This is a genomic window from Roseomonas sp. CCTCC AB2023176, from assembly GCF_042259275.1.
Lineage (GTDB): Bacteria > Pseudomonadota > Alphaproteobacteria > Acetobacterales > Acetobacteraceae > Roseomonas.
In genome coordinates this window covers 475,836-500,017 of the sequence record NZ_CP170086.1, presented here as the reverse complement: position 1 = coordinate 500,017, position 24,182 = coordinate 475,836, and the positions used below count along the sequence as shown (strand labels likewise).

The window sequence follows — 24,182 nt, the reverse complement described above, 5'->3', positions numbered from 1 at the left end:
ACCCTCACCACCGCGCGGCGGGCGGCGCGTAGCGCGGCCGGTAGTCCCGCGTGAAGTGCGGCCGCGACCGCACGCGCATGGGGGATCGGGTATGCGACCGATCGGAATGCCGTCGCGCCACCGCCTCCGCCCGCAGCGCGGCATCCCGCCCTGCCTCGACCAATCCGGCCAGCGTGCCCAGCGGCAGGGCGCGCACGTCCCGTGCCTTCACGGCACAGGACCCCACCAGCACGAGCAAGGCCCAGCGCATCCGATCCTCCGCTCACGGAACCGTGAGCGGACACGACGACTGCCCGTTTCGCAACCTCAGAAGTTCTCGGAGGGCGCGGACGACCCGGGTCCGGTTCCCGGGGCGATCACGGTCGGCGTCACCGCCGTGTAGGTCGTGGCCTGCCCCGCCGCCTTGCCCAACTCGACCGTCCGCAGCGGAACGGACGGGAACCGCGCCCGGAACCGGTGGATCGAGTGCCGCGTGCAGGTTACGCAGCAGTCGATCTCCGACGCGATCACGAGGGAGGAGATGTCTTCCAGCCGGTCCAGACGCGACGCTGCGGCCGCGGCCTGCGCGCGCTGGTTCGCGACGAAGCCCTGGACGAACGCCCGCTGCGTCCCCGGCGGCGCGGTGATCGCCCCGCTCGGCTGCACCGCGCGGCGCCGCACCTCCGGCGTCGCGGCGAGGAAGTTCAGCAGCTTCGGCTCCGTATGGTACTGCGGCATCCCGTCGCAGCCGAAGCGGGTTTCGGCCGGCACCGCCGCGTAGGTGTCGGGCACCAGGCCCAGCCCCAGGCGGATCGATTCCGGGATGGCGGAGTCGTGCGAATACGCGGCCAGCACCACGCCCGGCCCGTTACGGAAGTTCACGACGCCGAGGCAGATGTTGTGCTTCTCAGTGTCGTAGCGCGTCCGGTATTGCAGTGCGCGGTTCAAGTCCTCGCGCATCACCGCCATTGCCATCTCGATATCGGCCCGCCGTGCGGGCGGCATCGTGGTCCCGGACATTGCCAACCCCCGCTCCGCCCCGCCCGTAAGGCGGGCCGAACCAGCCTAGGCAGCGGCCCCGGGGCGAACCAAGCCGCCTCCCGTCACGTCCGTCGCGCCGGCCAGCCCTTGGCCATCCGATCCCGGTCGGAAGCGCGGTGCCCAGAAGGCACTGCCAGCGCGCTGGGGGGAGGAGCGGATCGTCTGGGCCGCCCCTAACTCCCCGTCATCTCCCGCGGCTCCGCCGTCTCCGGCAGCGACTGGTCCATCGCCAGGCCCGGCACGCTGTCGCTGCACCACCCCACGATCTTCGCCGGCACGCCCGCGACCGTCGCGCAGGCCGGTACGTCGTGCAGCACCACCGACCCCGCGCCGACCTTCGCCCCGCGCCCGATCTCGATGTTGCCCAGCACCTTCGCGCCGGCTGCCAGCAGCACCCCGTCCCGGACCTTCGGGTGCCGGTCCCCGCGCTCCTTCCCCGTGCCGCCCAGCGTCACGCCCTGCAGGATCGAGACGTCGTTGCCGATCACCGCTGTCTCGCCCACCACGATCCCCGTCGCGTGGTCCATGAACACCCCGCGCCCCACCGGCACCGCGGGATGGATGTCCACCCCGAAGACCAGCGAGCACCGCGCCTGCAGGTAGAAGGCCAGGTCCCGCCTCCCCGCGAGCCACAGCGAATGCGTCACGCGGTGCCAGCACAGCGCGTGGTAGCCCTTGTAGTGCAGGAAGGGCGTCAGCCAGGACGCCGCCGCCGGATCCCGCCGCCGGATGGCGACGAGGTCATTTACCGCGGGCTCGGTCAGCGCGGTGCCCGCGTGCAGCGCCATGTCCTCCAGCGCTTCCGCAGGCATCAGCGATTCCGCCAGTTTCCGTGCCAGCAGCGCCGTCAGCGCCCCCCGAAGGTCGCGTGCCGCAGCACCGCTAGTTCCAGCAGCCCGCGCAGGGCCGGCTCGGCCGCCGCGGCCGCCGTCGCATCCGCCCGGATGCCGACCCAGACGTCCTCTTCCATCCCCGCGGCAAGCGCGCCGTTCCCGGCGATGACCGACCCGTCCATCCGGACCCCCTGACCCCGCCGGCACGTCGCCGCGGCCACGCCGGCTAGATCGTCGGTCCCTGCCGGCGGCACAAGTCGGCCGCGGCCCTCACGCCGGCAGGCTGACCCGCGCCCGCAGCCCCCCCAGCGGCGATCCCTCCAGCGTCAGGTCCCCCCCGTGCGCCCGCGCGATGTCCCGCGCGATCGCCAGCCCCAGCCCCGTCCCCCCGGAGGAGAAGGAGGTAAAGGGCCGGAACGCTTCCTCGCGCTGGCTCTCGGGGATGCCGGGGCCGTCATCGTCCACGAGCACGTGCGCGCGGTTCCAGTTCGCGCCGCCCGGCGCCTCGATCCGCACCTCCACCCGCCCCGCATGCTTGCGCGCGTTGTCCAGGAGGTTGCCGAGGCAGCGCCGCATCGCGTCGGCCCGCAGCGGCACCATCAGGTGCACCGGTCCCTCGACCCGCGCCGGATCGCCCGCGGCGCGGGCCACGCTCTCCCGCACCAGCGCCGCGAGGTCGGCGGGCCGCGGCACCTCCGTCACCTCCCCCGCGCGAAGGCGAGGTAGCCCGCGACCATCCGCTCCATTTCCTCGACGTCGGCGGTCAGCGCCTCCGCGTCCTCCCGCGCGTCGGACGGCAGCATGGCCAGCCCCAGCCGGAGACGCGTCAGCGGCGTCCGAAGGTCGTGGGAGATGCCCGCCAGCAATTCCGTCCGCTGCTGCACGAAGCGCCGGATGCGGGCCTGCATGCCGTTGAAGGCGGCCGCCGCCTGCCGCACCTCGGCCGCACCCTCCGGCTTGATCCCGCCGGCCCCCTCGACGCCCTCCCGCCCCTTGCCGAAGGCCTCCGCCGCGACCGCGAGGCGCCGGATCGCCTTCACCTGGTTCTTCATGAACAGCGCCGCCACGACGAAGAGCAGCGCCGACGATCCCGCGAGCCAGATGACGAAGAGGTACAGCGTGCCGGAGAACAGGCGCTTGCGCGGCGCCTCCACATGCAGCACGCCGTCGGGAAGGCCGACGCGGATGATCACGCTGCGCGTATCCGTCTGCCAGTCCGTGTCGAACGGCATGCGCAGGCGCTGCCGCAGCGCGTCGTCCAGGTCCGATTCCAGGGGGAGCAAGGGCAGCGATGCGGGTCGCGCCACCGGCGGCCCGAGCTCCGCTCCCCGCTCGAAGGCGAGCGACAGCTCCATGCGCCAGGAGGCCTCGCGGAAGATCCAGCCGCGCTCGCCCTCCCCACCCTCGCCGGGCGCGGGGTAGCGCGACAACAGCTCCGCGACGATCCCGACATCGCCCGCGAGGCCGGCGGTGAGCCGGCGCGAGATGACGTCGAGATGGGTACCATAGAAGATCTGGAGCGCGATCCCCTGCGTGACCAGCAGCGGGATGAGGATGATCAGGAGCGACCGGCCGAGCAGGCCGCTCGGCACGAAGCGGCGCAGCACCGCCGCCAGCGGCCGCGGGCGTGGAAGTCCGGAGAGCGGCTCCTCCCGACCGGGCCGGTCCCAGGCCGGGACGACCGCCAGCCCGGATGAGGTGGTTTCGGACGGCATGCGCGCGCTCCCCGCGGATCAGATGGGCGCCGGGCCTCCGTGCCGCGGCGCGGCGCCTCGGGTCAAGCGGACCGGCGCCCGTGGCCACTCGATGGCTGGGCAACCGAGGCTAACCCGGGCGAGGCCGCCGGGCGGGCAGGGGCGCCCCCATGCACGGATGCGTGCGCGCCGGGCGCAGCGGCTCGCGTCGGCGGCCCCGCCCATTCCGGGGTCAGGGCCGTCCGGGTTCCTCTTCCGCGACGGGGTCACCGGGGATCGCGTAGCCCTCGCCGAGCCACCGGCCCAGGTCCACCGCCCGGCACCGCGCGGAGCAGAAGGGCCGCGCCTCCTCCCGCGCCGGCTTCCCGCAAACCGGGCACGCTTTCGCCTTCGTCACGCCAGTCCCTCGATCCGTTCCTCGCCGGGCACGACGCCCGGGTCCTCGAGGAGGGAGATGGGGTGCGTTGCGCCGGCGGCGTAGTCCCGCAGCGCCTCCGGATGGTTCCGGAGGGCCGCGGCAACCACCGGATGGGCCCGCAGGACGGGCCTTGCCCCGGGCGCAGCGGCCGCTTCCCGCAGCGCCTGACGCAGTGCGCGCAGCCCGAGGGTCAGGGCCGAGGGCGGCTGCCCCAGGATCTCGTGCAGCGGCGGGTGCACCCGGGTCCGCACCATTTCCAGCAGCCCGGACCCCGTCACGCCGAGGACCCGCAGCCGCGTGTCGCCCGACGCCGCCCGGCGCAGCGCGGGAAGGAGCGCCGCGCGCGACGCCGCGCTGCCCCCCGCCGCGTCCAGCAGGATCACCCCCGCCAGGTGCCGCAGCCCTGCCTGCCGCACGCCCTGCACGATCGCCGCGGCGTTCGCCGCCGCCGGCTCCGCCGGCCCGGAATCCACGTCCATCGCGACGAGCGCGGCCGTCGGCTGGATGATCAGCCGCGCCCCGCCGCCGAGGGCCACCACCGGGTCCGAAAGCGACTCGAAAGCGGCATCCACCTCCCCGTCGAAGGCCTCCGCCACGGCCCGGACCCGGGCCGCGCCGAGCGCGCCCCGAAGCCGCGCGACCTCCGGGGCGCCCGAGGCCTCGATCGCGGCATCCGGATGCTCCGCCGCAAGCCGAAGCGCCGCGTCGGGGCCTCGCTCGACCAGCCGCGGCGGTCCGGCCCGGGGAAGGCCCGCCGGGACGTCCTTCGCCGAGAGCCGCGGCCCCTTGCCGCCCTGCGCCGGGCGCGTGACGCGGACCGGCAGGTAGGTCCCCTCCGGCACGCCGGCGCCGCCGGCCGCGTCGGGAAGGAAACCGCTGGCCCCGCCTTCCAGCAGCACGAAGGCGCCGGAGATCGCGGGCGCCCGCGCCGCGATGCGGCCGATGTGCAGGTCGCCGACCTCGCCGGCCCGGGGCGCCCGTTCGACGTAGGCTTCGTCGAGTGCGCCGTCGCGCAGCAGCGCCACGCGCCGCTCCCCCGGGGAAGCGGAGACGAGGATCCGGACCGCCCCGCCCGCCACCCCGTGCCCGTCCTTCAGGGGCGGAGCCATCCGACGCCGCGCAGGAGCTGGGCCGTCTCGAAGAGCGGCAGCCCGACGACGTTGGAATGGCTGCCGGAGAGGAACCGCACGAAGACCTCGGCGCGTCCTTGGATGGAGTAGCCGCCGGCCTTTCCCTCCCATTCCCCGCCCGCGACGTAGTCGGCGACCTGCGCCCCCGTCAGGCGCTGGAATGCCACGATCGTCGTCACCTGCCGCTGCCGGAGCCTGCCGTCGGGCGTGACGAGCGCGACGCCGGTCGTCACGCGGTGGCGCCGCCCGGACAGCATGTCGAGGAACCGCGCGGCTTCCGCCGCATCCGAAGGCTTGCCGAGGACGCGCCGCCCGAGGCCCACGACCGTATCGGCCGCCAGCACGAGGCAGCCGGGCGTCGCGGCGGCGATGGCCTGCGCCTTGGCAGCGGCCAGGCGGGTGGCGAGGTGCCGTGGCAGTTCCGCCTTCCGGGGCGTCTCGTCCAGGTCGGCGGGCGCGACGTGGTCCGGCACCACGCCGATGCGCGCGAGCAGGTCGAGGCGGCGCGGCGAGGCGCTCGCCAGCACGAGCTGGACCCGTCCGGTCGGGCCGGTGGGAATGACGTCAGCCGGCATGGGGGTGATGGCCGCACGCGACGGCGCCCTGCCTACGGTTCCAGTGATGTCCGCGATCGGGCGGGCGGAAGACGGCGTTCACTCGCGGGCTGCGCGGCAGGCCGGGACGCGGAGCGCGGACGAGGCACGCAGCCCCGCGGCGCTCACTTGAAGCGGAACGTGATCCGGCCCTTGGTCAGGTCATAGGGCGTCATCTCGACGTTCACGCGGTCGCCCGCCAGCACGCGGATGCGGTTCTTGCGCATCTTCCCGCTGGTGTGGGCGAGGACCATGTGGTCGTTGTCCAGCTTCACGCGGAACATTGCGTTGGGGAGCAGTTCAGTGACCTGGCCACTGAACTCGATCATGTCTTCCTTGGACATCAGGCCTCATTCTGCGACGGAAGGCCGCCCGCCCACGACGGGGGGGCGGCGGCCGGTCCGGATGGGTGGCGCGCCGACCGGGGCCGGGTTCGCGCCGATGGGGAGTGAACGCGGCCGGAACATGATCGTCGTCCCGCGCCGGGTCAAGGAAATGGGTGGTTCCGGCCCGTGCGGGAAGTGGCGCGCGACGGCTCGGGCCGCGCCGGTCCGAACCGCGTGACGTGGCCCGGGGCGCGATCGCCTACTCGCCCGACCTTCGCCGGGCCCGTTGCGCGGGCGTGACGGGATGGTTCGTCGCACCGTTCGGGGCCATCGCCCCGCACCGTCTCAGGCGTCGCCGACGATCCGTACGACCGTGCCCGTCCCGCCGCAGTCCTGGCATTCCCCGTCGCCCGACCTGCCGCTGCCGCCGCAGACGGGGCAGGTGACTTCACCCGCCTGCCGCGAACCGGGTGGCGCCTCGTCGCCGGGGGCCTGTTCCGCCGTCTCGTCCTGCATGGCTGCCTCCGGCCTCGACGGCCCGGTAACGGGCGGCGAAGCCCGGCCGTTGCGGGGGACGCGCGAGGTCCGAACGGGGAGTGGCACCGCCTGACCGCCGCTGCCTCGCGTCGTGCCGCGCCCGGGATGCTGCAAGCGGGTGAACGGCACGCCCGCGACGCCGCCGGGCCTGACCGATCCCGAACGGGTTGACCGGCCGTAGTCCTGGGCGCCCACTGATGCGCGCATGGCCGCCCGCGTGGTCTCCGGCCCGTTGGCAGGAAATCCAGTGGAACGGAGATCGCCCAGCCCCGGGGCCGTAGTCGAGGCGGCTGCGGCCCGGCGGTCCCGACGCGCGGCATCACGAGCGCCGATCCCAGGCGCAGGCACGCGTTCAGGTGGGGGCGGGGGAGATCCGGCCATGGGTGGTATTGCGACAGGGGCGGGGCCGGGGCGTCCGGCACGTGGTCTGGCGGCCGCAGGTCCGGGCCAGCGTTCGCGCGCGGGGGCGCACCGTTGAGCGGCGCTGTGTTCCTCCACCACGATCAGGATTCGCTCGACCGCGCCTACGACCAGCGGGTCTGGGCGCGCGACATGGACGCGGTGATGGCGCGGCTCGCGGCCCGCGGCGAGGAGGCACGGGCGCGGCTCGGTCCGCAGACCCGGCGCTACGGCCCGGGTGCGGACGAGGTGCTGGACGTCTTCGCGGCAGGGCCGGGCGCGCCGGTCCACGTGCACGTCCACGGCGGTGCCTGGCGCGCCCTCGGGCGGGGCGATGCGTCCTTCCTCGCGCCGGCCTTCGTGAAGGCCGGGGTCACGCTCGTCGTGCCGGACTTCACCAACCTTCCCCTTGGCCGCATGCCCGGGATGGCGGCGCAGGTCGCGGCGGCCGTGGCGTGGACGGCGCAGCATGCGGCGGAATTCGGCGGCGACCCGGATCGGCTCACGCTGTCCGGGCACTCCTCGGGGGCGCACCTGGCGGCCGTGGTCGCGACGGGGGCCGGGGGGCCTGGGCGCTTCCGGCAGGCACGATCCGGGCGCTGCTGCTGGTCAGCGGCACCTATGACCTCGAGCCGGTGCTGCTGAGCGCGCGGCGGAGCTACATCCAACTGGAGGCGAACGAGGCGCACCAACTCAGCCCTGCGCGTCACGTCTCGGCACTGGACTATCCCGTCACGGTCGCGGTCGGGGACCGCGAGAGTCCGGAGTTCCAGCGGCACGCGCGGGCCCTGCGGGACGGCCTTGACGCGCTCGGCCGGCTCGGGAACTGGATCGAGGAACGCGACTGCGATCACTTCGAGATCTGGGAACGGCTGGCCGATCCGGCGACCGCCCTGGGTGGGGCGGCGATCCGCCTCGCGCTCGGCAAGCCGGCCTGAAGCGAGGGAGACCACGGCATGAACACGACGGTCCGCGAGAACCACCGAGAGGACGTGGCGGGACGCGCCAATGTCGAGGATACGCCGGAGCTGCTCGCCTATTATGCGGAGCTGGAGCGGCACGAGACCGGGGCGCTCTGGACCGTCGCGAACAAGATCGAGCCGTGGGAGCCGGTGTCGTCCTCGGTGCCCGTGCTGTGGCGCTACGAGGTGCTGCGGCCTCACGTGCTTCGGTCCGTGGAACTGGTGACGCCGGAGAAGGCGGGCCGCCGGGTCATCTACCTGAACAACCCGGGGCGGCGGGACGTCTCGGCGGCGGTGGGTTGGCTGTATTCAGGGCTGCAGGTGATGCATCCCGGGGAGGTCGCCTCGGCGCACCGGCATTCGGCGTCCGCGCTGCGCTTCATCATGGAAGGCGCCGGCGCCTACACGATCGTGGACGGGCACAAGATGACGCTCGGCGCGAACGACTTCGTGCTGACGCCGAACGGCACCTGGCACGAGCACGGCGTGGAGGCGAGCGGGACACCCTGCATCTGGCAGGACGGGCTGGATATCCCGCTGGTGAACGCGCTGGAGGCGAACTTCTACGCCGTGCATCCGAAGTTGCAGCAGGAGGTCGGGTACCCCGTGGACGACATGCGGGAGGCCTGGGGCAATCCGGGCCTGCATCCGTCGAACGGGCCCTGGAGCAAGGGGTACTCGCCGCTGTTCAAGTACGAGTGGGGGCCGACCTACGAGGCGTTGGGACGGTATGCGCGGGCGACGGAGGGGTCGCCCTTCGACGGCGTGCTGATGACCTACGTGAACCCGGCGACGGGCGGGCCGGTGATGCAGACGATCGGGGCGTCCATGCAGATGCTCCGGCCGGGGGAGCGGACGAAGGCGCATCGTCACACCGGATCCTTCGTCTATCAGGTCGCGAAGGGGCGGGGACATTCCGTCATCGCGGGGCGGCGGTTCGACTGGCAGGAACGCGACATCTTCTGCGTGCCGTCCTGGGCCTGGCACGAGCATGCCAACGCGTCGGCGTCCAACGACGCCTGCCTCTTCACCTTCAACGACCTGCCGGTGATGCAGGCGCTGGGACTTTACCGGGAGGAGGGGTACCGCGACAACGACGGGCACCAGCGGATCGAAGGAACCTGAGCCCATGCGTCTCGTCACCTATCGTCGTCACGTCGAGGCTGCGGCGCGGCTGGGCTTCGTCGAGGACGAGCTTGTCGTGGACGTCGAGGCGCTGGGCGCCGCGCGCGGCCTGCCGCTGCCCTCGACGATGCTGGGGCTGATCGACCTGGGGCCGGTGGCGCTGGAAGCGCTGCGGTCGCTCGCGGGGGCGGGGGCCTGGCCCGTCGCGAGCGCGATCCCGGTGGAGGAGGTGCGGCTGCTCGCGCCGATCCCCCGCCCGAGGAAGAACATCTTCGGGATCGGGCTGAACTACGTGGAGCATGTCGAGGAATCGGCGCGGACGCTCGACACCTCGAAGGACTTGCCGAAGCAGCCGATCATCTTCTCCAAGCCGCCGACCTGCGTAATCGGGCCGGGCGACGCGATCGAGCATGACGGCGCGGTCACGCAGCAGCTGGATTGGGAAGTGGAGCTCGCGGTCATCATCGGGCGGCGGGCGAAGAAGGTGACGGAGGCGGATGCGCTGCGGCACGTCTTCGGATACTCGGTGATGGTGGACGTCTCGGCGCGGGACAACCGGCGCGCGGGGCAGTGGATCTATTCGAAGGGCATGGACACCTACGCGCCCTTCGGGCCCTGCATCGTCACGCCGGACGAGGTCGAGGACCCGCAGGCACTGGACCTCTGGCTGACGGTGAACGGGGTGGAGAAGCAGCTGTCGAACACGCGGCACATGCTGTTCAAGATCCCGACGCTCATCGCGGACATTTCGCGCGGGATGACATTGGAGCCGGGGGACATCATCGCGACGGGGACGCCGGAAGGCGTGGGCGCCGGGCGGAACCCTCAGGAATGGCTGCATCCCGGCGACGTTGTGGAGTGCGGGGTCGAGGGGATCGGCACGCTGCGCAACCCCGTCGTGGCGGTCTGAGGCGGCCGTGTTCTTCGACTTCGGGGCGTTGCCTGCGGATATCCGGTACAAGGTCCTGACCTCTACCGTCACGCCGCGTCCCATTGCCTGGGTGACGACGCGGCGCGAGGACGGGGTGGTGAACGCGGCGCCCTATTCGTTCTTCAACGTCATGGGGCAGGACCCGCCGACACTCGTGCTCGGGCTGCTGCGCGACCCGAAGCGCGGGTTCAAGGACACGGCGGCGAACATCCTGGACAGCGGGGAGTTCGTGGTGAACCTCGTGCCGGAGCGGCTGGCGGAGGCGATGAACCTGACCTGCATGGATGCGCCGCCGGACGTCAGCGAACTGGACGTGGCGGGGCTGGAAGCGGCGGCTTCCGTCCACGTGTCGGCGCCGCGGATCGCGGCCTCGCCGGTCGCGTTCGAGTGCCGCAGCCTGACCGTGCTGGTGACCGGGCCGAAGCAGGCGATCGTCGTCGGTCGGGTCCTTGCGGCACATGTCGCCGACGAAGTCGTGCTGGATGCGGCGCGGGCCTACATCGACACGCCGGCGCTGAACCTGATCGCGCGGATGCATGGCAGCGGGTGGTACGCTCGCTCGACCGACCGGTTCCAGTTGGACCGGCCGACCTACGCGGCCTGGCTGGCAGCGCGGGGGGAGATTGCGGGCTGACGGGCACGTCAACAGGCTGGCCCTTTTCTTGCGGACGCGGTTCGACCATGACAACTCCGGGACGGCCCGCGGCGGAGCGGGGCGGGAGGCAGGGAGAATGACCATGACGGTGGGACGCCGGCCGCTTCTGGCCGGAATGGGCGCGGCGCTTGCGGCGCCGCTCGTGGCGCGCGGCGCCAACGCACAGGGCGCGCCGGTCCGGGTGGGCTTCATCGCCACGCTGTCGGGGCCGTCCGGCTACATCGGCGAGGACCAGCGGGATGCCTGGAACCTCGCGATGCAGGAGGAGGGCGGGAACCGCCTCGGCGGCGTCGCCGTGCAGACGCTGCTGGAGGACGACGCCTTCCGGCCCGCGACCGCCAAGTCCATCTCCGACCGGATGCTCGCGGACGGCGTGCGGCTCTTCACGGGCATCAACTGGTCGAACGTGCTCGCCGCCGTCGTGCCGGGGGTGCTGGAGGGCAATGCCTTCTACGTCTCGCTGAATGCGGGGCCGTCGAACTATGCGGGGCGGAACTGCCATCCGAACTACTTCGTCGTGTCGTTCCAGAACGACGCGTTCCACGAGGCCTGCGGGCTCGGCGCGAACCAGGTGGGCTACAAGCGCATGCTGGTCATGGCGCCGAACTACCAGGCGGGGCGCGACGCCATCGCCGGGTTCCGGCGTACCTTCTCCGGCGAGGTGGTGGGGGAGATCTTCACGCGGCTCGAGCAGACCGACTTCTCGGCGGAGCTGTCGCGCATCCGCGCTGCACGCCCCGACGCGCTGTACCAGTTCCACCCGGGTGGCCTCGGCATCAATCTGACGAAGCAGTACGCGAATGCCGGGCTGACGCGCGACGTGCCGATGATCCAGGCGGTCTTCGCGATGGATGAGCGGATGATCGCGGCGACCGGCGACGCGGCGGAGGGGCTCTACACCGGCGGGTCCTGGTCCTCGGAACTGGATCACGCGCCGTCGCGGCGCTTCGTCGAGGCCTTCCGGCGTGCCTACAACCGCACGCCGACGATCTATGCGGGGCAGGCCTACGACACGGCGAAGTTGATCGGCTCGGCCCTGCGCGCGGTGGGCGGCGACCTGCGCAAGGCCGCCGAGTTCCGGGCGGCGATGCGTGCGGCGCAGTTCGAGAGCATCCGCACCGGCTTCCGGATGGGGCCGAACCAGCACCCGATCCAGGACTATTACCTCTTCAGGGTCGAGCGCGGGGCGAACAACGAGCTGCTGCACAAGCCGCAGAACCGCATCGCCGAGGCGCGCGGCGACGTCTTCGCGGCGGAATGCCGCATGCCCTCCGCCTGACCGGGTAAGCCGTGGGTCTCCTCCTCGCGGAGCAGGTGCTGAACGGGCTGCAATACGCGGCGCTGCTTTTCCTGCTGGCCTCGGGCCTCACCCTGATCTTCGGGGTGATGAACGTGATCAACCTGACCCACGGCTCCTTCTACATGGTCGGCGCCTTCACGGGCGCCTGGGCCTATGTGCGCACCGGGTCCTTCGGGGCGGCGCTGGTCGCGGCGCTCGCGGGTGCGGCGGTCTACGGGATCGTCATCGAACGGCTGGTGATGCGGCACCTCTACCGGCGGGATCACCTGGACCAGGTGCTCGCGACCTTCGGGCTGACGCTGTTCACGAACGAGCTGGTCTCGCTCGTCTTCGGGCGGACGCCGCCGCGGGTGGACGTGCCGGGCTTCCTGCGCGGGACGGTGGAGGTGCTGCCGGGGCTGCCCTATCCGCTGATGCGGCTGGCGCTGATCGGTGCCGGGCTACTGGTGGGGCTGCTGCTTTGGCTACTGATTTCCCGCACGCGGCTGGGCATGCTGGTTCGTGCGGGCGCGGACGACCAGGAAATGGTGGACGCGCTGGGGGTGGATACGCGTTTGCTGTTCGCAGGCGTCTTCGCGATCGGGGCGCTGCTCTGCGGCTTCGCGGGGGCGATGGCGGCGCCGCTGCTGGCCGTGGAGGTCGGGATGGGCGAACGCATCCTCATCACGACCTTCGTCGTCATCGTGGTAGGCGGCGTCGGGTCCATCCGCGGGGCGGCGCTGGGGGCCTTCCTGCTCGGGATGGCGGATTCCTTCGGGCGGACCTTCGTGCCGCCGGCGCTTGGCGCCGTGCTGCCGGGCTGGATCGCGGCGGACCTCGCGGCGGGGCTGGTCACCGCCATCGCCTTCGCCGTGATGGCGATCGTGCTGATCGTCCGGCCGAAGGGGTTGCTGGGATGAGCGACCTCGCGGCCACGCCGGTGGTGTCCGCCGCGCCGTCGCGCCGGCTGCTGCACGCGCTCTGGGCGGTGCCGCTGATCGTCGCGCTGGTGATGCTGCCGCAGATCGGGCAGGCGCTGGGGGTGACCTGGCTCGTCTCGGCCTTCACGCGCTTCGCGATCTACGCGTTGGCGGCGGCGGCGCTGAACCTCGTCATGGGATATGGCGGGCTGGTGTCCTTCGGGCACGGCGCCTTCTTCGGGATCGGCGGCTACGTCGTGGGGATCATGGCGCACCACCTGTCGGAGGGGGATGCGCTGCTCGGCGCGGCATCGAACATGGCGCTCGTCGTCTGGCCGCTGGCGATGCTCGTCGCGGGGCTGGTGGGGGTCGCGATCGGATGGTTGTCGCTGCGGACGAGCGGCGTGCAGTTCATCATGATCACGCTGGCCTTCGGGCAATTGGTCTACGTCCTGCTGGTGTCGCTGAAATACTACGGCGGCGATGACGGGCTGCTGGTGCCGGCGCGGAGCACGATTCCCGGCGTGGTGCGCACCGGGCCGACGGAGATCTACTACGCGACCCTCGTCGCGCTCGGGCTCTGGCTGCTGCTGACCTGGCGGATCGTGCATTCGCGCTTCGGCGCGGTGCTGCGCGGCCTGCGGCAGAGCGAGCGGCGGATCCAGAGCCTCGGCTATGCCGCGCGGCCGTATCGGCTGGTGGCGTTCGCGATCTCGGCGGCGGGGATGGGGCTTTCGGGCGCGCTCTGGGCGGAATACGCACGCTTCGTCTCGCCGGACATGGCGGCCTGGACGAAGTCCGGGGAGTTCATGGCCATGGTCATCCTCGGTGGCGTGGGGACCATGGCGGGGCCAGTGATCGGGGCGTCGGTCTATCTCGCACTGGAGCAGGTCTTCACCTCACTCACCGAGCGCTGGATGCTGATCTTCGGGCCGGCCCTCGTGCTCGTCGTCCTGCTCGGGCGCCGCGGGATCGTCGGGATGTTCGAGGATGTGTGGCAGCGGTTCGGGGGCGGCCGCGGATGACCGCGCTTCGGATCGAGGGCCTGCGCAAGTCCTTCGGCGCGCTGCGCGCAACGGACGACGTGTCGCTGACGATCGCGCCGGGGGAGATGCACGCGCTGATCGGGCCGAACGGGGCGGGGAAGACGACGCTCGTTTCCCTCATCGCGGGGGAGCACGGGGCCGATGCGGGGCGCATCCTGTTGCTCGGCCACGACGTCACGCGGCTGCCGGTGCATCGCCGGGCGCGGCTGGGGTTGGGACGGTCTTTCCAGATCACGCAGTTGCTGCCGGAGGAGACGGCGGAAGCCAATGCGGCCATGGCGGTGCAGGCGGTGCAGGGGCATGCCTTCCGCTTCTGGCGGGAGGCGGCGCGGGACCCGTCGCTGCTCGGGCCGGCCCGGGCGGCGCTGGATCGGGTGGGATTGGGTGCGCGGGCCGGGACGCGCGTCGCGGACCTGTCGCATGGGGAACGGCGGCAGCTGGAACTCGCGATCGTGCTGGCGCGCGGGGCGGAGGTGCTGCTGCTGGACGAGCCGATGGCGGGGCTGGGGCACGAGGAGGGGCTGCGGATGACGGAACAGCTCCGCGCGCTGAAGGGGCGCCACGCCGTGCTGCTCGTGGAGCATGACATGGACGCGGTCTTCGCGCTGGCCGACCGGATCACCGTGCTGGTCCGCGGGCGGGTCATCGCGACGGGCACGCCGGACGAGATCCGGCGCGATCCGGAGGTGCGGGCCGCCTATCTCGGCGACAGCCTGGAGGATGCGCCGGCGGCGGAGGTCCCGGCGTGAGCGCGGAAGGGTTGGTCCTGTCCGGCGTCGAAGCGGGCTATCCCGGCGGCGGGCGGGTGCTGTTCGGCGTGGACCTCGTCGCGCCGCTCGGGGCCGCGGTGTCGCTCATCGGGCGGAACGGGATGGGGAAGACGACGACCGTCCGGACGGTCATGGGGATGCTGCGGCCGCTGGGCGGGACAATCCGCTTCGCGGGGCGAGAGATCGGGGGGGAGCGGTCCTTCCGGATCGCACGCGCGGGACTGGGGCTGGTGCCGGAAGGTCGGCGCGTGTTTCCGTCCCTCAGCGTCGAGGAGAACCTGGCGGCGACGGCGCGTCCCGGGCCCTGGACGATGGCGCGGGTGCTGCGCCTGTTTCCGCAGTTGGAAGCGCGGCGCAATTCCTACGCGCGGACGCTGTCCGGCGGGGAGCAGCAGATGCTCGCCGTCGGGCGCGCCGTGCTGACGAACCCGCGGCTGCTGATCCTCGACGAAGCGACGGAGGGTCTGGCACCGCTGATCCGGGCGGAGATCTGGGGCGCGCTGCAGGTGCTGAAGACCGAAGGCCTGGGCGTCGTCGTGATCGACAAGAACCTGCGGGAGATGGCGCACCTCGTGGACCGGCATCATGTGCTGGAGAAGGGGCGCGTCGTCTGGACCGGGACCTCTGCGGAACTGGCGGGGGATCGGTCGCTGGCGGAACGGGCTCTCGGCGTGTAGGCGGCGGCCTGCCGGGGTCAGATGTCCTTCGGCGGGTCGGTTGCGGGCACCGTGACCTCAGCGAGCCCCTGCGCGACGAGGCTGCGCCAGGCTGATTCCGCGTCCTCCGCGAAGCGGAGCAGTTCGCGGTCGAGCGGCGCGATCATCCCGGCCTCCAGCAGCGCATCCACGTTGAAGACCGAACGCCAGAAGGCCTCGTCCACGAGGACGACGGGCACCGCCGGCGCCTTGCCGGTCTGGCGGAGGGTGAGGACCTCGAACAATTCGTCGAAGGTGCCGAGGCCACCGGGGAACACGACGAGGGCGTTCGCGCGCATGGCCAGGTGCATCTTGCGCATCGCGAAGTAGTGGAACCGGAAGGTCAGTTCCGGGGTGGAATACGCGTTCGGCTCCTGCTCGAAGGGGAGGAGGATGTTGAAGCCGATGGAGGCGGCGCCCGCATCGGCGGCGCCGCGGTTGGCGGCCTCCATGATCCCCGGGCCGCCGCCGGTGGCGATCACGTTGTCACGGAGGCCCTCGCCGTCGAGGAAGGCGCCGCCGCGTTCGGAGGCGATTCGGCCGAAGCGCCGGGCCTCGGCGTACCAGGAGGGCTGGCGGCCCGGGCCGTCCTCGCGCACGCGGGCGCTGCCGAAGACGACGATCGTGGAGCGGATGCGCCATTGGCGCAGGATCTCGTCGGCCTTGGCGAACTCGACGAGGAAGCGGACCCCGCGCATCGATGGGCCGAGGAGGAAGTCCTGGTCCAGCATCGGTAGCCGGTAGGACGGCGAAGCCATCTGCGCGGCGTTGGGCGGGTCGGGGTCGCGCGGCATCCGGGCTCCGGTCGGGCGCGGGGCGAAGCGGTCCCGGCATCCCCGCGACAACGGCGCGGACGGGCCGTCGTTGTGGCGCCGCCGCGGACCAGGTGGCCGGCACGCGGTCGTGAAGGCCTGTGCGCCATGGCCAGGACGGGCCGGCGGTCCCGGTCGGGCGGTCCCGGTCGGGCGGACCCGGCGCGAGCCGGGCCGTCGCCTGCCGGTCAGAACCGGAAGAAGAGGCCCACGCCCGGGGGTGGCGGCGGCGCGTAATAGCGCGGCGGCGGGGGAGGCGGCGCGTAGTACACGGGCGGCGGGGGCGGCGCGTAGTAGCGCGGCGGCGGGGCGTAGTAGGCCGGCGGCGGCGGCCCGATCGGGCGGCAGGCGTTGAGACGGTAGGAGAAGCGGTAGCCCGGCGGGCAGTAGTACTGCACCGGCTCCGCCATCGGGGGCAGGGAAGGCTCGGGCAGGCCGGGCGCCGCGAAGGCCGGGGCCGCCGAGAGCGCGAGGGCCGCGAGGCCGCCGCGTAGGGTGCTGGTGATCATGTCGTGGCCTCCTTCCCTGCCGTAACGCGAGTGCCGTAACGCCAGTGCCGTCACGCCGGTGCCTTAACGCCGGTCCCGGTCCGTCATCACGGCAGAACCGGGGCGGGATCGTGGCGTTTCGCAGCCGGGTCTGTCACCCGGCACATATCACGCGCCGCTGAAGACCCGGTCGAGCGTGGCGCGGACGTGGACGAAGTCCCGGGCCGGATCCATCGCTGCGTCGAGGGACGCAGCATTGAGGAACGAGGTAACGCCCGGGTCGGCCAGGAGGTTGTCGCGGAAGGAGCGCGCGCCGGAAGAGCCGAGGGCTTCCCAGGTCGCCATCGCCCCGCGCTGGACCGTGCGGTAGGCGTCCTCCCGGCTCATCCCGGCCTGGGTCAGGGCGAGCAACACCTTCTGGGAGTGCACGACGCCGCCGAGCGATTCGAGGTTGGCGCGCATGCGGTCCGGATAGATCGTCAGCCGTTCCATCATCCCCGCGGCGCGGGCCAGGGCGAAGTCGAGGGCGATGGTGGCGTCGGGACCGATCACCCGCTCGACGCTGGAATGGCTGATATCCCGCTCGTGCCAGAGCGCGACGTTCTCCAGCGCCGGGGTGGCGTAGCCGCGGACGAGGCGTGCCAGGCCGGTCAGGTTTTCGGAGAGCACCGGGTTCCGCTTGTGGGGCATCGCGGAGGAGCCCTTCTGGCCCGGATGGAAATATTCCTCGGCTTCCCGGACCTCGCTCCGCTGCAGGTGGCGGACCTCCACGGCCAGCCGCTCCACCCCGGAGGCGACGACGGCGAGGGCGCAGAAATAGGCGGCGTGGCGGTCGCGCGGGATGACCTGCGTCGAGACGGGTTCCGGCCTCAGTCCAAGTTCGGCGCAGACATGCGCCTCCACCCGCGGGTCCACCGCCGCGAAGGTGCCGACGGCGCCGGAAATGGCGCCCGTCGCCACCTCGTCCCGCGCCGCGACGAGGCGCTGGCGGCCCCGTGCGAACTCGGCCCAGTGGCCCGCAAGCTTGATCCCGAAGGTCGTCGGCTCCGCATGGATGCCGTGGGAGCGGCCGATGGTCGGGGTCATCGCGTGCTCCTCCGCGCGCCGCCGAAGGGCGGCCAGCAGCGCGTCGAGGTCGGCGATCAGCAGGTCCGCGGCGCGGACGAGCTGGAGGTTGAGCGTCGTGTCCAGCACGTCCGACGACGTGAGTCCCTGGTGCATGAACCGGGCGTGCTCCCCCATGCCCGTCCCGTCCGGTCCAGGCTCACCGAGCCAGGTGAGAAAGGCGATGACGTCGTGACGCGTCTCCCGCTCGATCGCATCGATCCGGTCGAGGTCGGCCTGGGAGATGGCTGCGACCTTCCGGGCGCCGGCCTCCCGGATCACGCGGGCGGACTCGGCTGGAATGGTGCCGAGCCGGGCCATTGCCTCGGCGGCCAGGGCCTCGGCTTCGAACCAGATGCGAAACCGGGCCTCGGGCGACCAGATCGCGGCCATCTCGGGGCGGGTATAGCGGGGGACCATCGTCGTGCTTCCGGAGTGCGCCCGGGGTATCCCGGTGCCTCCGCGGCGCGTCAACGGCCCGATGCGACGCCGCGATGTCCCGGGGCCCCGGCCGTTATGGAGCCCCCGTGTTGCGGGGGAATGGACGATTGTTTATGCGCGGTCCTCCTCGGCGGGCGCCCCGTCGGGCGCGGGATGGGACTGGACGCGGATGGATTGGCTGATCGCCCTCGGGCAGGTGCTCCTGATCGACATCGTGCTCGCCGGGGACAATGCGATCGTCGTCGGCATGGCCGCGGCCGGGCTGCCGACGGAGCAGCGGCGCAAGGCCATCCTTTGGGGCATCGGTGCCGCGACGATCATGCGGATCGGCTTCGCGGCGATCACGACGCAGCTTCTCGCGATCGTCGGCATCACGCTGGCGGGCGGCGTGCTGCTGCTCTGGGTCTGCTGGAAGATGTTCCGGGAGTTGCGGAACCCCCACGCCGAGCACCACGGGGCGGAGGCGGCCGCGGGCGAGGACACCGGCCTCGGGCCGGACGGGCAGCCGAAGAAGACCTTGCGTCAGGCGATCACGCAGATCCTCGTCGCCGACATCTCCATGTCCCTCGACAACGTGCTCGCGGTCGCCGGCGCGGCGAAGGACCACCTGGAGGTCCTGATCATCGGCCTCGCGATCTCCGTCGTGCTGATGGGCGTCGCCGCGACCTTCATCGCGGGGCTGCTGGACCGGTACCGCTGGATCGCGTGGATCGGCCTCGCGGTCATCCTCTACGTCGCGGCGGACATGATCTACGACGGCACGCACGAGGTCGCGGAGCGCGTACCCGGCGCCTATGCCTACCTGCTGCTGCCGCTCGGGTACCTCGCGGTGCGCGACGCCTTCCCGGCCTGGCTCTGGGTTGGGGCGACCGCGTTCCAGGTCGTCATCCTCTCCGCCCTCGTCGCGGTGGTGACGGAGGTGGTGCGGGGCGCCATGCGGCGCCCGGCGCCGCGGCACCTGTCGGATTCATGACGGTCGTGTCATCCGACTGTCCGGCCGGCCCCGCAGCGGGCCGCATCGCTTCCCACGCGGCGCGCGGATGATCTAAGGCCCGCGGCGCGCGGCGGTGCCAGTGGTGCCGCCGCGCGATTCGTGAGGTGATCGGGGCCGCCGCGCAGCATGGCGCCGCGGCCTGAGGACGGGGGAGCTACCCAATGGAGTCGCTGACCGGGTCGTTCGCCGGCCTGATGCAGATCATCTTTGCCAACGCGATCCTGTCAGGCGACAACGCCGTGGTGATCGGCCTAGCGGCGGCCGGCCTGCCGGCGCACCAGCGCGGCAAGGCCGTCCTCTTCGGCGTGATCGCGGCGGCGGTGCTGCGCATCGTCTTCTCGATCTTCGCGACCTTCCTCCTGACCCTCTGGTGGATCGAGCTCGTGGGCGGTCTCGCGCTGCTCTACATTGCCTATGGCTTCTTCCGGGAGCTGCGCCACAAGGAACAGGACGAGGCGGAGGGCGGCGAGCCGGCGCAAGAGAAGTCGCTGATGCAGGCCCTCTGGCAGATCATCGTCGCCGACGTGTCCATGAGCCTCGACAACGTGCTGGCGATCGCGGCGATCGCACGGAACAACTTCACGCTGCTGATCATCGGGCTGCTCGTCTCCATCGTGATGATGGGCCTGCTCGGCGGGTTCCTCGCGAAGCTGCTCGACCGCTACAAGTGGATCGCGTGGCTCGGCCTGCTGCTCATCGTCTACATCGCCCTTCAGCTGCTGTGGGAAGGGTCGCTGACGGCGAACGCGGCGTTGAGCCTCGGCCTGCCGCTGCCGGCACCGCATCCGGCGGGGCACTGACACCATCGCGACGCGCGCCCGACGACCCACCGCACGGCCGGCTGCACCGGAGGGGCGGCCGCCCGCGCTCCCGCTGGACCGCCCGCCGGTCCGGCCGTAGAGCGGGCCGCGGGGAGCGAGCCATTTGCCCTGCGAACAATGGCCTGGGCTGGCCGATCCCGACGGCGGACGGCCGGAGGCGAGGCCTCGGCCGACGCACGCGCCGTGTCGGTGATCCGGTCGTGCGGGTGATCCGGATCGACCGAGCAGGAGGAGGCGGCATGGCGTTGGTGCGGAACGTCGGGGGCGCCCTCGCCCTCGCCCTGTCGTTGGCGGCGTGCGCCACCGATGGCGGAAACCAGGACGACCGGGTCCCGCTCGAGGCCGCCACGGCCCGCCTACCGGCCCAGGCCGCGGGCTTCGAGCGCGCGGCCGCCCTTCCGGCCGGCGCTACGCCGGAACGCGCGCAGGAGCGCATCGTCGAATACGCGACGCCCCGCCGCATCGCCGTCGGCCTCGTCTTCCTCTACGACGCGGGCAAGCCGGAGGTGGCGCCGTCCGACGTGGCGCCGGAGTTCGAGCGCCGGGTCGCCGAGGGCGGACGGATGTCGGAGCGGTCGGGGCGCCGGCTGGTGGAACGCTCGCGCGAGGCGGTGCCGCTGGCCCGCGGCGGGTCCCTTTCCTGCGCCACCCTCGCCGGCGCCTTCGGGCGCAACCCGGTGGAATGGCAGGTCTGCGTCGGTGCGGTCGGCGGCCGCTTCATCCGGACCGAGGTGACGATGCCCGGCCGGAGCCCGCCGGCGGCGGACGCGCGCGGCTTCGCGCGGGCCATCGCGGACGCCGCCCGGGGCTGAAGCGCCGGCCCGGTTTGCAAGGCCGGGTCACCACCGTGGCTGTCGCCGATGCGATCAGGCCCCCGTCCTTGCACCCGCCGGCAGGGCTGCCGCTTCAGCCGAGGCAGCGCAGGAACAGCACGGAGGGGTGGACGGCGTCGCCGACCTCCGCGGCGTTACGGTTGGCCGTGCTGGCGGCGGTGCGCGGGGTCACGCCGTTGGCGCGAAGGAAGGTCAGCGCCTCCGATCCCTTCACCGCGAAGTTCACGTTCTGCGGGATGTCGCCGGTGCGCTGCGCCACGCGCTGCGCGTTCAGCTTGGAGGTGATGACGCCGACGACGTGGCCCGCGAGATCCAGCAGCGGCCCGCCGGAATTGCCGGGCTGCACGGGCGCGGAGATCTGGAACTGCTGCTGGTTGTCCTGCAGCCCCGCAAGGGCCGAGACATCGCCGGTCGTGAGGGTCGGGCCGGAGGACAGGAGCCCCGACAGGGGGAAGCCGTAGGTCACGACGGATTCGCCGCGCCGGACGACCGGATCGGAGCGGAAGGTGAGGGGCGGCCCCGCATTCTCCCGCAGGTCAAGCAGGGCGAGGTCACGGTCGTTGTCGCGGGCGCGGACGGTCGCCGTGACCTCCCGCCCCTCGGCGTTGCGGGCGCGGATGGCGGTGCAGCCGCGGATGACGTGCTCGTTCGTCATGGCTTGGCGGTCGCCGATGATGAAGCCCGTGCCGGAGGAGATCATGCGGCCGGTGCCGCCCGGGGCCGGGCCGTCGCCGGGGGCGAGGGGGCGGGCTTTCCATCCGCGGCCTGCTGCGGGCGGCCCGGGATGATCGGCCGCGGCAGCACGGGCGTCGCGACGGGTGGCGGCGCGACCGGTGGCGGCGCGACCCGTCCCGGCCCGGCGGTCGGCGGCAGGGGGGCTGGCTTGCCCGCATCCCCCTGCACGACCTGGGGCGGCGGAACCGGAACGGCGACGCCGCCCGCTCCGGGCTTGCGCGGATCCAGCACGACCTGCGCGGTCGCTGCGGAGGCGAGGAGAAGGAACGCGGCGGTCAGGGGAGCGCGTTGCATGGGCCAAGGGTGGTCACGCCGGCGGGGTCGGTCAATCGCGGCGGTCGCGGCCTGCGACGGACGTGACAGGCGGTGGGCGGCGCGCGTCGTGACGGTCCCGCCGACAGGGCTACAGGAGCCCTTCCCGCCGGAAGGACAGGTGCCGGCCGTTCCCGATGATGAGGTGGTCGTGCAGCGCGATCCCCAGCGCGCTGGCCGCGGCCTTCACCTCCGACGTCATCTCGACGTCGGCGCGGGACGGGCTCGGGTCGCCCGAGGGGTGGTTGTGGACGAGGATGAGGGCCGTTGCCCCGACTTCCAGCGCGCGCTTCACGACCTCGCGCGGATAGACCGGCGTGTGGTTCACGGTGCCGCGGGCCTGGGCTTCGTCCGCGATGAGGCGGTTGCGGCTGTCGAGGAACAGGACGCGGAACTGCTCGACGCGTTCGTGCGCAAGGGCGGCGGAGAGATAGGTGATGAGGCGGTCCCAGTTGTTGAGGACGGGCTGCTCCCGCGCCTCCTCCCCCGCCAGCTTGATCGCGGCGGCGCGGACGAGGCGCAGCGCCGCCACGACGGAGTCGCCGACGCCGGGGATGGCGCGGAGCTCCGGCTCCGGCGCTGCGGCGGCGCGGCCGAAGGAGCCGAAGCGGGCCATGAGGGTCTTGGCGAGCGGCTTCGTGTCCACGCGGGGCAGGGCGAGGAAGAGCACCATCTCCAGCAGCTCGTAGTCGGCCAGCGCGTCCGGCCCGGCGCGGAGCAGTTTTTCGCGCAGGCGCTTGCGGTGGCCGTCGGGGCCGGGCGGAGGTGCTTCGGCGCATGGTGCCGGCGCCAGGTCGGCGAGGAGGCCGAACCCCGCGCTCGCCTCCGACAGGCCGCTCCGCTTCGCCACGACCACCCCGCACCGTTGCGGGGGCAGTTGATCATCCGGGCCGGTACGGCGCCAGGGGTGCGATGGGGCCCGCGGTGGATCAACGCCCGTTCATGAGGTCCAACAAGCGGCGCTGCGCGTCCTGAAGGGCGGCGCCGCTCGTCCGGACCTCGTTCATCTGCGCATCGAGACGGGCGCGGAGGGAGGCGTCGCGGACCTCGAGGTTGTTGCCGCTGACCCGCAGCCGGACGAGGTTCGCGGCGATCAGTTCACCCAGGCGCTCGGTCGCGGCGAGGGCTTCTTCCATCAGTGGGAAGGCCGTCCCGAAGATGCGGGCGGGGGTGCGGACTAGACGGTCGAACACGGGGTCGTAGGCCGCGCGGAGGTCGTCGGGCTGGCGGAGGGCGTTGCGCGCAGCCTCGGTCTTCGCGAATTCCTCGGCAAGGGCGGTGCGGATGCGGCCGATCGCCTCGCGCGCGCGGGCCAGCTCGTCGCGCTTGGCGACGGGGACGATGTCCTGCAGCGTCGTGGGCGCCGTGGCGCCGGCGACGGTGCGGTAGGGGCCGGCGACGCGGGCGTCCATCGCGGCGTGGAAGTCGCGGATGACGTCCCAGTGGGCGGCGTAGGGGCCGAAGGCGGTCCGTTCCTCCGCGGTCGGCACGGGCAGGCGCAGGCCGCCGCCCGCAGCCGCCCGGGTGGTGAGAAAGGCGATGAGGGCGCGGCGCTGCGGCGCCTCCGCGTTCTCGCAGGCAGTGAGGAGGGGTGGGGCGGCGAGCAGGGGCAGGGCGGCGAGGAGCGTGCGGCGTCGGGTCGTCGGGTGCATGGCGGAACCCGTTTGCACCGTCGCGGCGCCGCTTTCAGCCCCCGAGGCGCACATCGGCGGGAGGTCAGCCGAGGACGCGGAAAGTGCCGGCGGCCTCGTCGAGGATGCGGATCTCGCCCTCATGCACGTCGAACCAGAGGCCATGGAGCCGCAGGCGTCCGTCGCGCTCCCGAGCCGCGACCCAGGGGAAGGTGCGGAGGTTGCGGAGGGACTGGCGGATGGCGGCGAGTTCCATCGGCTGCGCCTCGGCCAGCGGGTCCGTGCCGGGCGGGACGGCCTCGCAGGCCAGGGTCATTGCCGGAGCCAGCATCTCCATCCAGCGTGAGACGAAATCGCCCGGCACGGCCGCTGCCCCCGCGCGCGCGTTGCGGCGGAAGGCGGCGACGCCTGAGCAGCCTGCATGGCCCATCACGACGACGTCACGGACTTCCAGCGTGCGGACCGCGAACTCGATCGCGGCGGAGGTTCCGTGGTGGTTCATGTCGGGCTGGTAAGGCGGGACGAGGTTCGCGACGTTGCGGACGACGACCATCTCGCCGGGGTCGGCGTCGAAGATGACCTCCGGCGCGACGCGGCTGTCCACGCAGGCGATCATCAGCGTGCCCGGGTTCTGCCCGGACTCGGCGAGGCGCGCGTAGTGGTCGCGCTCGCGCCGGA

The 24,182-nt window shown here is 72.5% G+C and carries 30 protein-coding genes and 1 pseudogene; 13 read left to right on the top strand and 18 right to left on the bottom strand.

Annotated features, from left to right (window positions below):
• Positions 1-4: 4 nt before the first annotated feature.
• The 10 genes and pseudogenes from ACE7GA_RS02450 to ACE7GA_RS02405 form a co-directional block, all read right to left on the bottom strand.
• Positions 5-250 carry a hypothetical protein gene (locus ACE7GA_RS02450; protein ID WP_376095130.1) on the bottom strand — a complete coding sequence of 82 codons (246 nt, stop codon included), beginning with the start codon at positions 248-250 and terminating at the stop codon, positions 5-7.
• Positions 251-306: 56 nt separating this feature from the next.
• Complete coding sequence (locus ACE7GA_RS02445) at positions 307-999, bottom strand: hypothetical protein (RefSeq protein ID WP_376095127.1); 693 nt, start codon at positions 997-999, stop codon at positions 307-309.
• A 194-nt stretch (positions 1,000-1,193) separates the two neighbouring features.
• Positions 1,194-1,990 (bottom strand): annotated as a pseudogene (gene cysE, locus ACE7GA_RS02440) (serine O-acetyltransferase).
• A gap of 133 nt (positions 1,991-2,123) precedes the next feature.
• Positions 2,124-2,546 carry a sensor histidine kinase gene (locus tag ACE7GA_RS02435; RefSeq protein ID WP_376095124.1) on the bottom strand — a complete coding sequence of 141 codons (423 nt, stop codon included), beginning with the start codon at positions 2,544-2,546 and terminating at the stop codon, positions 2,124-2,126.
• A 5-nt stretch (positions 2,547-2,551) separates the two neighbouring features.
• The gene (locus tag ACE7GA_RS02430) at positions 2,552-3,568 is read right to left on the bottom strand and encodes a histidine kinase dimerization/phospho-acceptor domain-containing protein (protein WP_376095121.1); all 1,017 of its coding nucleotides are present in this window, start codon (positions 3,566-3,568) and stop codon (positions 2,552-2,554) included.
• 211 nt (positions 3,569-3,779) lie between these two features.
• Positions 3,780-3,944: a DNA gyrase inhibitor YacG gene (locus tag ACE7GA_RS02425; RefSeq protein WP_376095118.1), complete on the bottom strand. Its 165-nt coding sequence runs from the start codon at positions 3,942-3,944 to the stop codon at positions 3,780-3,782.
• Complete coding sequence (locus ACE7GA_RS02420) at positions 3,941-5,074, bottom strand: ribonuclease E/G (RefSeq protein WP_376095115.1); 1,134 nt, start codon at positions 5,072-5,074, stop codon at positions 3,941-3,943. Before ACE7GA_RS02420 ends, ACE7GA_RS02425 begins: the two co-directional genes overlap by 4 nt.
• Complete coding sequence (locus ACE7GA_RS02415) at positions 5,059-5,670, bottom strand: Maf family protein (RefSeq protein WP_376095112.1); 612 nt, start codon at positions 5,668-5,670, stop codon at positions 5,059-5,061. The genes ACE7GA_RS02420 and ACE7GA_RS02415 overlap by 16 nt, the downstream gene beginning before the upstream one ends.
• 143 nt (positions 5,671-5,813) lie before the next feature.
• On the bottom strand, positions 5,814-6,032 hold the full coding sequence (gene infA / locus ACE7GA_RS02410) for a translation initiation factor IF-1 (RefSeq protein WP_376095109.1): 219 nt from the start codon (positions 6,030-6,032) through the stop codon (positions 5,814-5,816).
• A 327-nt stretch (positions 6,033-6,359) separates the two neighbouring features.
• The gene (locus tag ACE7GA_RS02405) at positions 6,360-6,530 is read right to left on the bottom strand and encodes a hypothetical protein (RefSeq protein ID WP_376095106.1); all 171 of its coding nucleotides are present in this window, start codon (positions 6,528-6,530) and stop codon (positions 6,360-6,362) included.
• Positions 6,531-7,025: 495 nt separating this feature from the next.
• Here ACE7GA_RS02405 and ACE7GA_RS02400 point away from each other — a divergent pair, with 495 nt between their 5' ends.
• The 10 genes from ACE7GA_RS02400 (at position 7,026) to ACE7GA_RS02355 (ending at position 15,315) form a co-directional block, all read left to right on the top strand.
• The gene (locus ACE7GA_RS02400) at positions 7,026-7,595 is read left to right on the top strand and encodes an alpha/beta hydrolase (RefSeq protein ID WP_376095103.1); all 570 of its coding nucleotides are present in this window, start codon (positions 7,026-7,028) and stop codon (positions 7,593-7,595) included.
• Positions 7,586-7,888, top strand: coding sequence for a hypothetical protein (locus ACE7GA_RS02395; RefSeq protein WP_376095100.1), 303 nt, complete (start codon positions 7,586-7,588; stop codon positions 7,886-7,888). Before ACE7GA_RS02400 ends, ACE7GA_RS02395 begins: the two co-directional genes overlap by 10 nt.
• 18 nt (positions 7,889-7,906) lie before the next feature.
• The gene (locus tag ACE7GA_RS02390) at positions 7,907-9,037 is read left to right on the top strand and encodes a cupin domain-containing protein (protein WP_376095097.1); all 1,131 of its coding nucleotides are present in this window, start codon (positions 7,907-7,909) and stop codon (positions 9,035-9,037) included.
• Positions 9,038-9,041: 4 nt separating this feature from the next.
• Positions 9,042-9,947: a fumarylacetoacetate hydrolase family protein gene (locus ACE7GA_RS02385; protein ID WP_376095094.1), complete on the top strand. Its 906-nt coding sequence runs from the start codon at positions 9,042-9,044 to the stop codon at positions 9,945-9,947.
• A gap of 7 nt (positions 9,948-9,954) precedes the next feature.
• Positions 9,955-10,602 (top strand): flavin reductase family protein, encoded by a 648-nt coding sequence (locus ACE7GA_RS02380; RefSeq protein WP_376095091.1) that lies wholly within the window; start codon positions 9,955-9,957, stop codon positions 10,600-10,602.
• Positions 10,603-10,705: 103 nt separating this feature from the next.
• Positions 10,706-11,902: an ABC transporter substrate-binding protein gene (locus ACE7GA_RS02375; protein WP_376095088.1), complete on the top strand. Its 1,197-nt coding sequence runs from the start codon at positions 10,706-10,708 to the stop codon at positions 11,900-11,902.
• A gap of 11 nt (positions 11,903-11,913) precedes the next feature.
• The gene (locus ACE7GA_RS02370) at positions 11,914-12,822 is read left to right on the top strand and encodes a branched-chain amino acid ABC transporter permease (RefSeq protein WP_376095085.1); all 909 of its coding nucleotides are present in this window, start codon (positions 11,914-11,916) and stop codon (positions 12,820-12,822) included.
• Complete coding sequence (locus tag ACE7GA_RS02365; RefSeq protein WP_376095082.1) at positions 12,819-13,847, top strand: branched-chain amino acid ABC transporter permease; 1,029 nt, start codon at positions 12,819-12,821, stop codon at positions 13,845-13,847. Before ACE7GA_RS02370 ends, ACE7GA_RS02365 begins: the two co-directional genes overlap by 4 nt.
• Positions 13,844-14,617: an ABC transporter ATP-binding protein gene (locus ACE7GA_RS02360; protein WP_376095079.1), complete on the top strand. Its 774-nt coding sequence runs from the start codon at positions 13,844-13,846 to the stop codon at positions 14,615-14,617. Before ACE7GA_RS02365 ends, ACE7GA_RS02360 begins: the two co-directional genes overlap by 4 nt.
• Positions 14,614-15,315, top strand: a complete 702-nt coding sequence (locus ACE7GA_RS02355) for an ABC transporter ATP-binding protein (RefSeq protein ID WP_376095076.1) — start codon at positions 14,614-14,616, stop codon at positions 15,313-15,315. The genes ACE7GA_RS02360 and ACE7GA_RS02355 overlap by 4 nt, the downstream gene beginning before the upstream one ends.
• Before the next feature lie 17 nt (positions 15,316-15,332).
• On the opposite strand, the gene ACE7GA_RS02350 is transcribed toward ACE7GA_RS02355, so the two are convergent.
• From ACE7GA_RS02350 to purB, 3 genes are all read right to left on the bottom strand, one after another.
• On the bottom strand, positions 15,333-16,127 hold the full coding sequence (locus ACE7GA_RS02350; RefSeq protein ID WP_376095073.1) for an LOG family protein: 795 nt from the start codon (positions 16,125-16,127) through the stop codon (positions 15,333-15,335).
• 206 nt (positions 16,128-16,333) lie between these two features.
• The gene (locus ACE7GA_RS02345) at positions 16,334-16,654 is read right to left on the bottom strand and encodes a hypothetical protein (RefSeq protein WP_376095070.1); all 321 of its coding nucleotides are present in this window, start codon (positions 16,652-16,654) and stop codon (positions 16,334-16,336) included.
• A gap of 147 nt (positions 16,655-16,801) precedes the next feature.
• The gene (purB, locus tag ACE7GA_RS02340; protein ID WP_376095067.1) at positions 16,802-18,157 is read right to left on the bottom strand and encodes an adenylosuccinate lyase; all 1,356 of its coding nucleotides are present in this window, start codon (positions 18,155-18,157) and stop codon (positions 16,802-16,804) included.
• A 190-nt stretch (positions 18,158-18,347) separates the two neighbouring features.
• Here purB and ACE7GA_RS02335 point away from each other — a divergent pair, with 190 nt between their 5' ends.
• From ACE7GA_RS02335 to ACE7GA_RS02325, 3 genes are all read left to right on the top strand, one after another.
• Positions 18,348-19,151 carry a TerC family protein gene (locus ACE7GA_RS02335; protein ID WP_376095064.1) on the top strand — a complete coding sequence of 268 codons (804 nt, stop codon included), beginning with the start codon at positions 18,348-18,350 and terminating at the stop codon, positions 19,149-19,151.
• Positions 19,152-19,333: 182 nt separating this feature from the next.
• A complete protein-coding gene (locus ACE7GA_RS02330; protein ID WP_376095061.1) occupies positions 19,334-19,972 on the top strand; it encodes a TerC family protein in 639 nt (212 codons plus the stop codon).
• Between the two features lie 260 nt (positions 19,973-20,232).
• The gene (locus ACE7GA_RS02325; RefSeq protein ID WP_376095058.1) at positions 20,233-20,805 is read left to right on the top strand and encodes a hypothetical protein; all 573 of its coding nucleotides are present in this window, start codon (positions 20,233-20,235) and stop codon (positions 20,803-20,805) included.
• A 94-nt stretch (positions 20,806-20,899) separates the two neighbouring features.
• Here the strand turns inward: ACE7GA_RS02325 and ACE7GA_RS02320 are convergent, their stop codons facing one another.
• The 5 genes from ACE7GA_RS02320 to ACE7GA_RS02300 all read right to left on the bottom strand — a co-directional run bounded on the left by ACE7GA_RS02320 (position 20,900) and on the right by ACE7GA_RS02300 (position 24,120).
• Positions 20,900-21,526: a S1C family serine protease gene (locus ACE7GA_RS02320; protein WP_376095055.1), complete on the bottom strand. Its 627-nt coding sequence runs from the start codon at positions 21,524-21,526 to the stop codon at positions 20,900-20,902.
• Positions 21,523-21,855 carry a hypothetical protein gene (locus ACE7GA_RS02315; protein ID WP_376095052.1) on the bottom strand — a complete coding sequence of 111 codons (333 nt, stop codon included), beginning with the start codon at positions 21,853-21,855 and terminating at the stop codon, positions 21,523-21,525. Before ACE7GA_RS02315 ends, ACE7GA_RS02320 begins: the two co-directional genes overlap by 4 nt.
• A gap of 109 nt (positions 21,856-21,964) precedes the next feature.
• Complete coding sequence (gene radC, locus ACE7GA_RS02310) at positions 21,965-22,723, bottom strand: DNA repair protein RadC (protein WP_376095049.1); 759 nt, start codon at positions 22,721-22,723, stop codon at positions 21,965-21,967.
• Positions 22,724-22,802: 79 nt separating this feature from the next.
• Complete coding sequence (locus tag ACE7GA_RS02305) at positions 22,803-23,525, bottom strand: DUF3053 family protein (protein ID WP_376095046.1); 723 nt, start codon at positions 23,523-23,525, stop codon at positions 22,803-22,805.
• Positions 23,526-23,589: 64 nt separating this feature from the next.
• The gene (locus ACE7GA_RS02300; RefSeq protein WP_376095043.1) at positions 23,590-24,120 is read right to left on the bottom strand and encodes a carbonic anhydrase; all 531 of its coding nucleotides are present in this window, start codon (positions 24,118-24,120) and stop codon (positions 23,590-23,592) included.
• Positions 24,121-24,182: the final 62 nt, after the last annotated feature.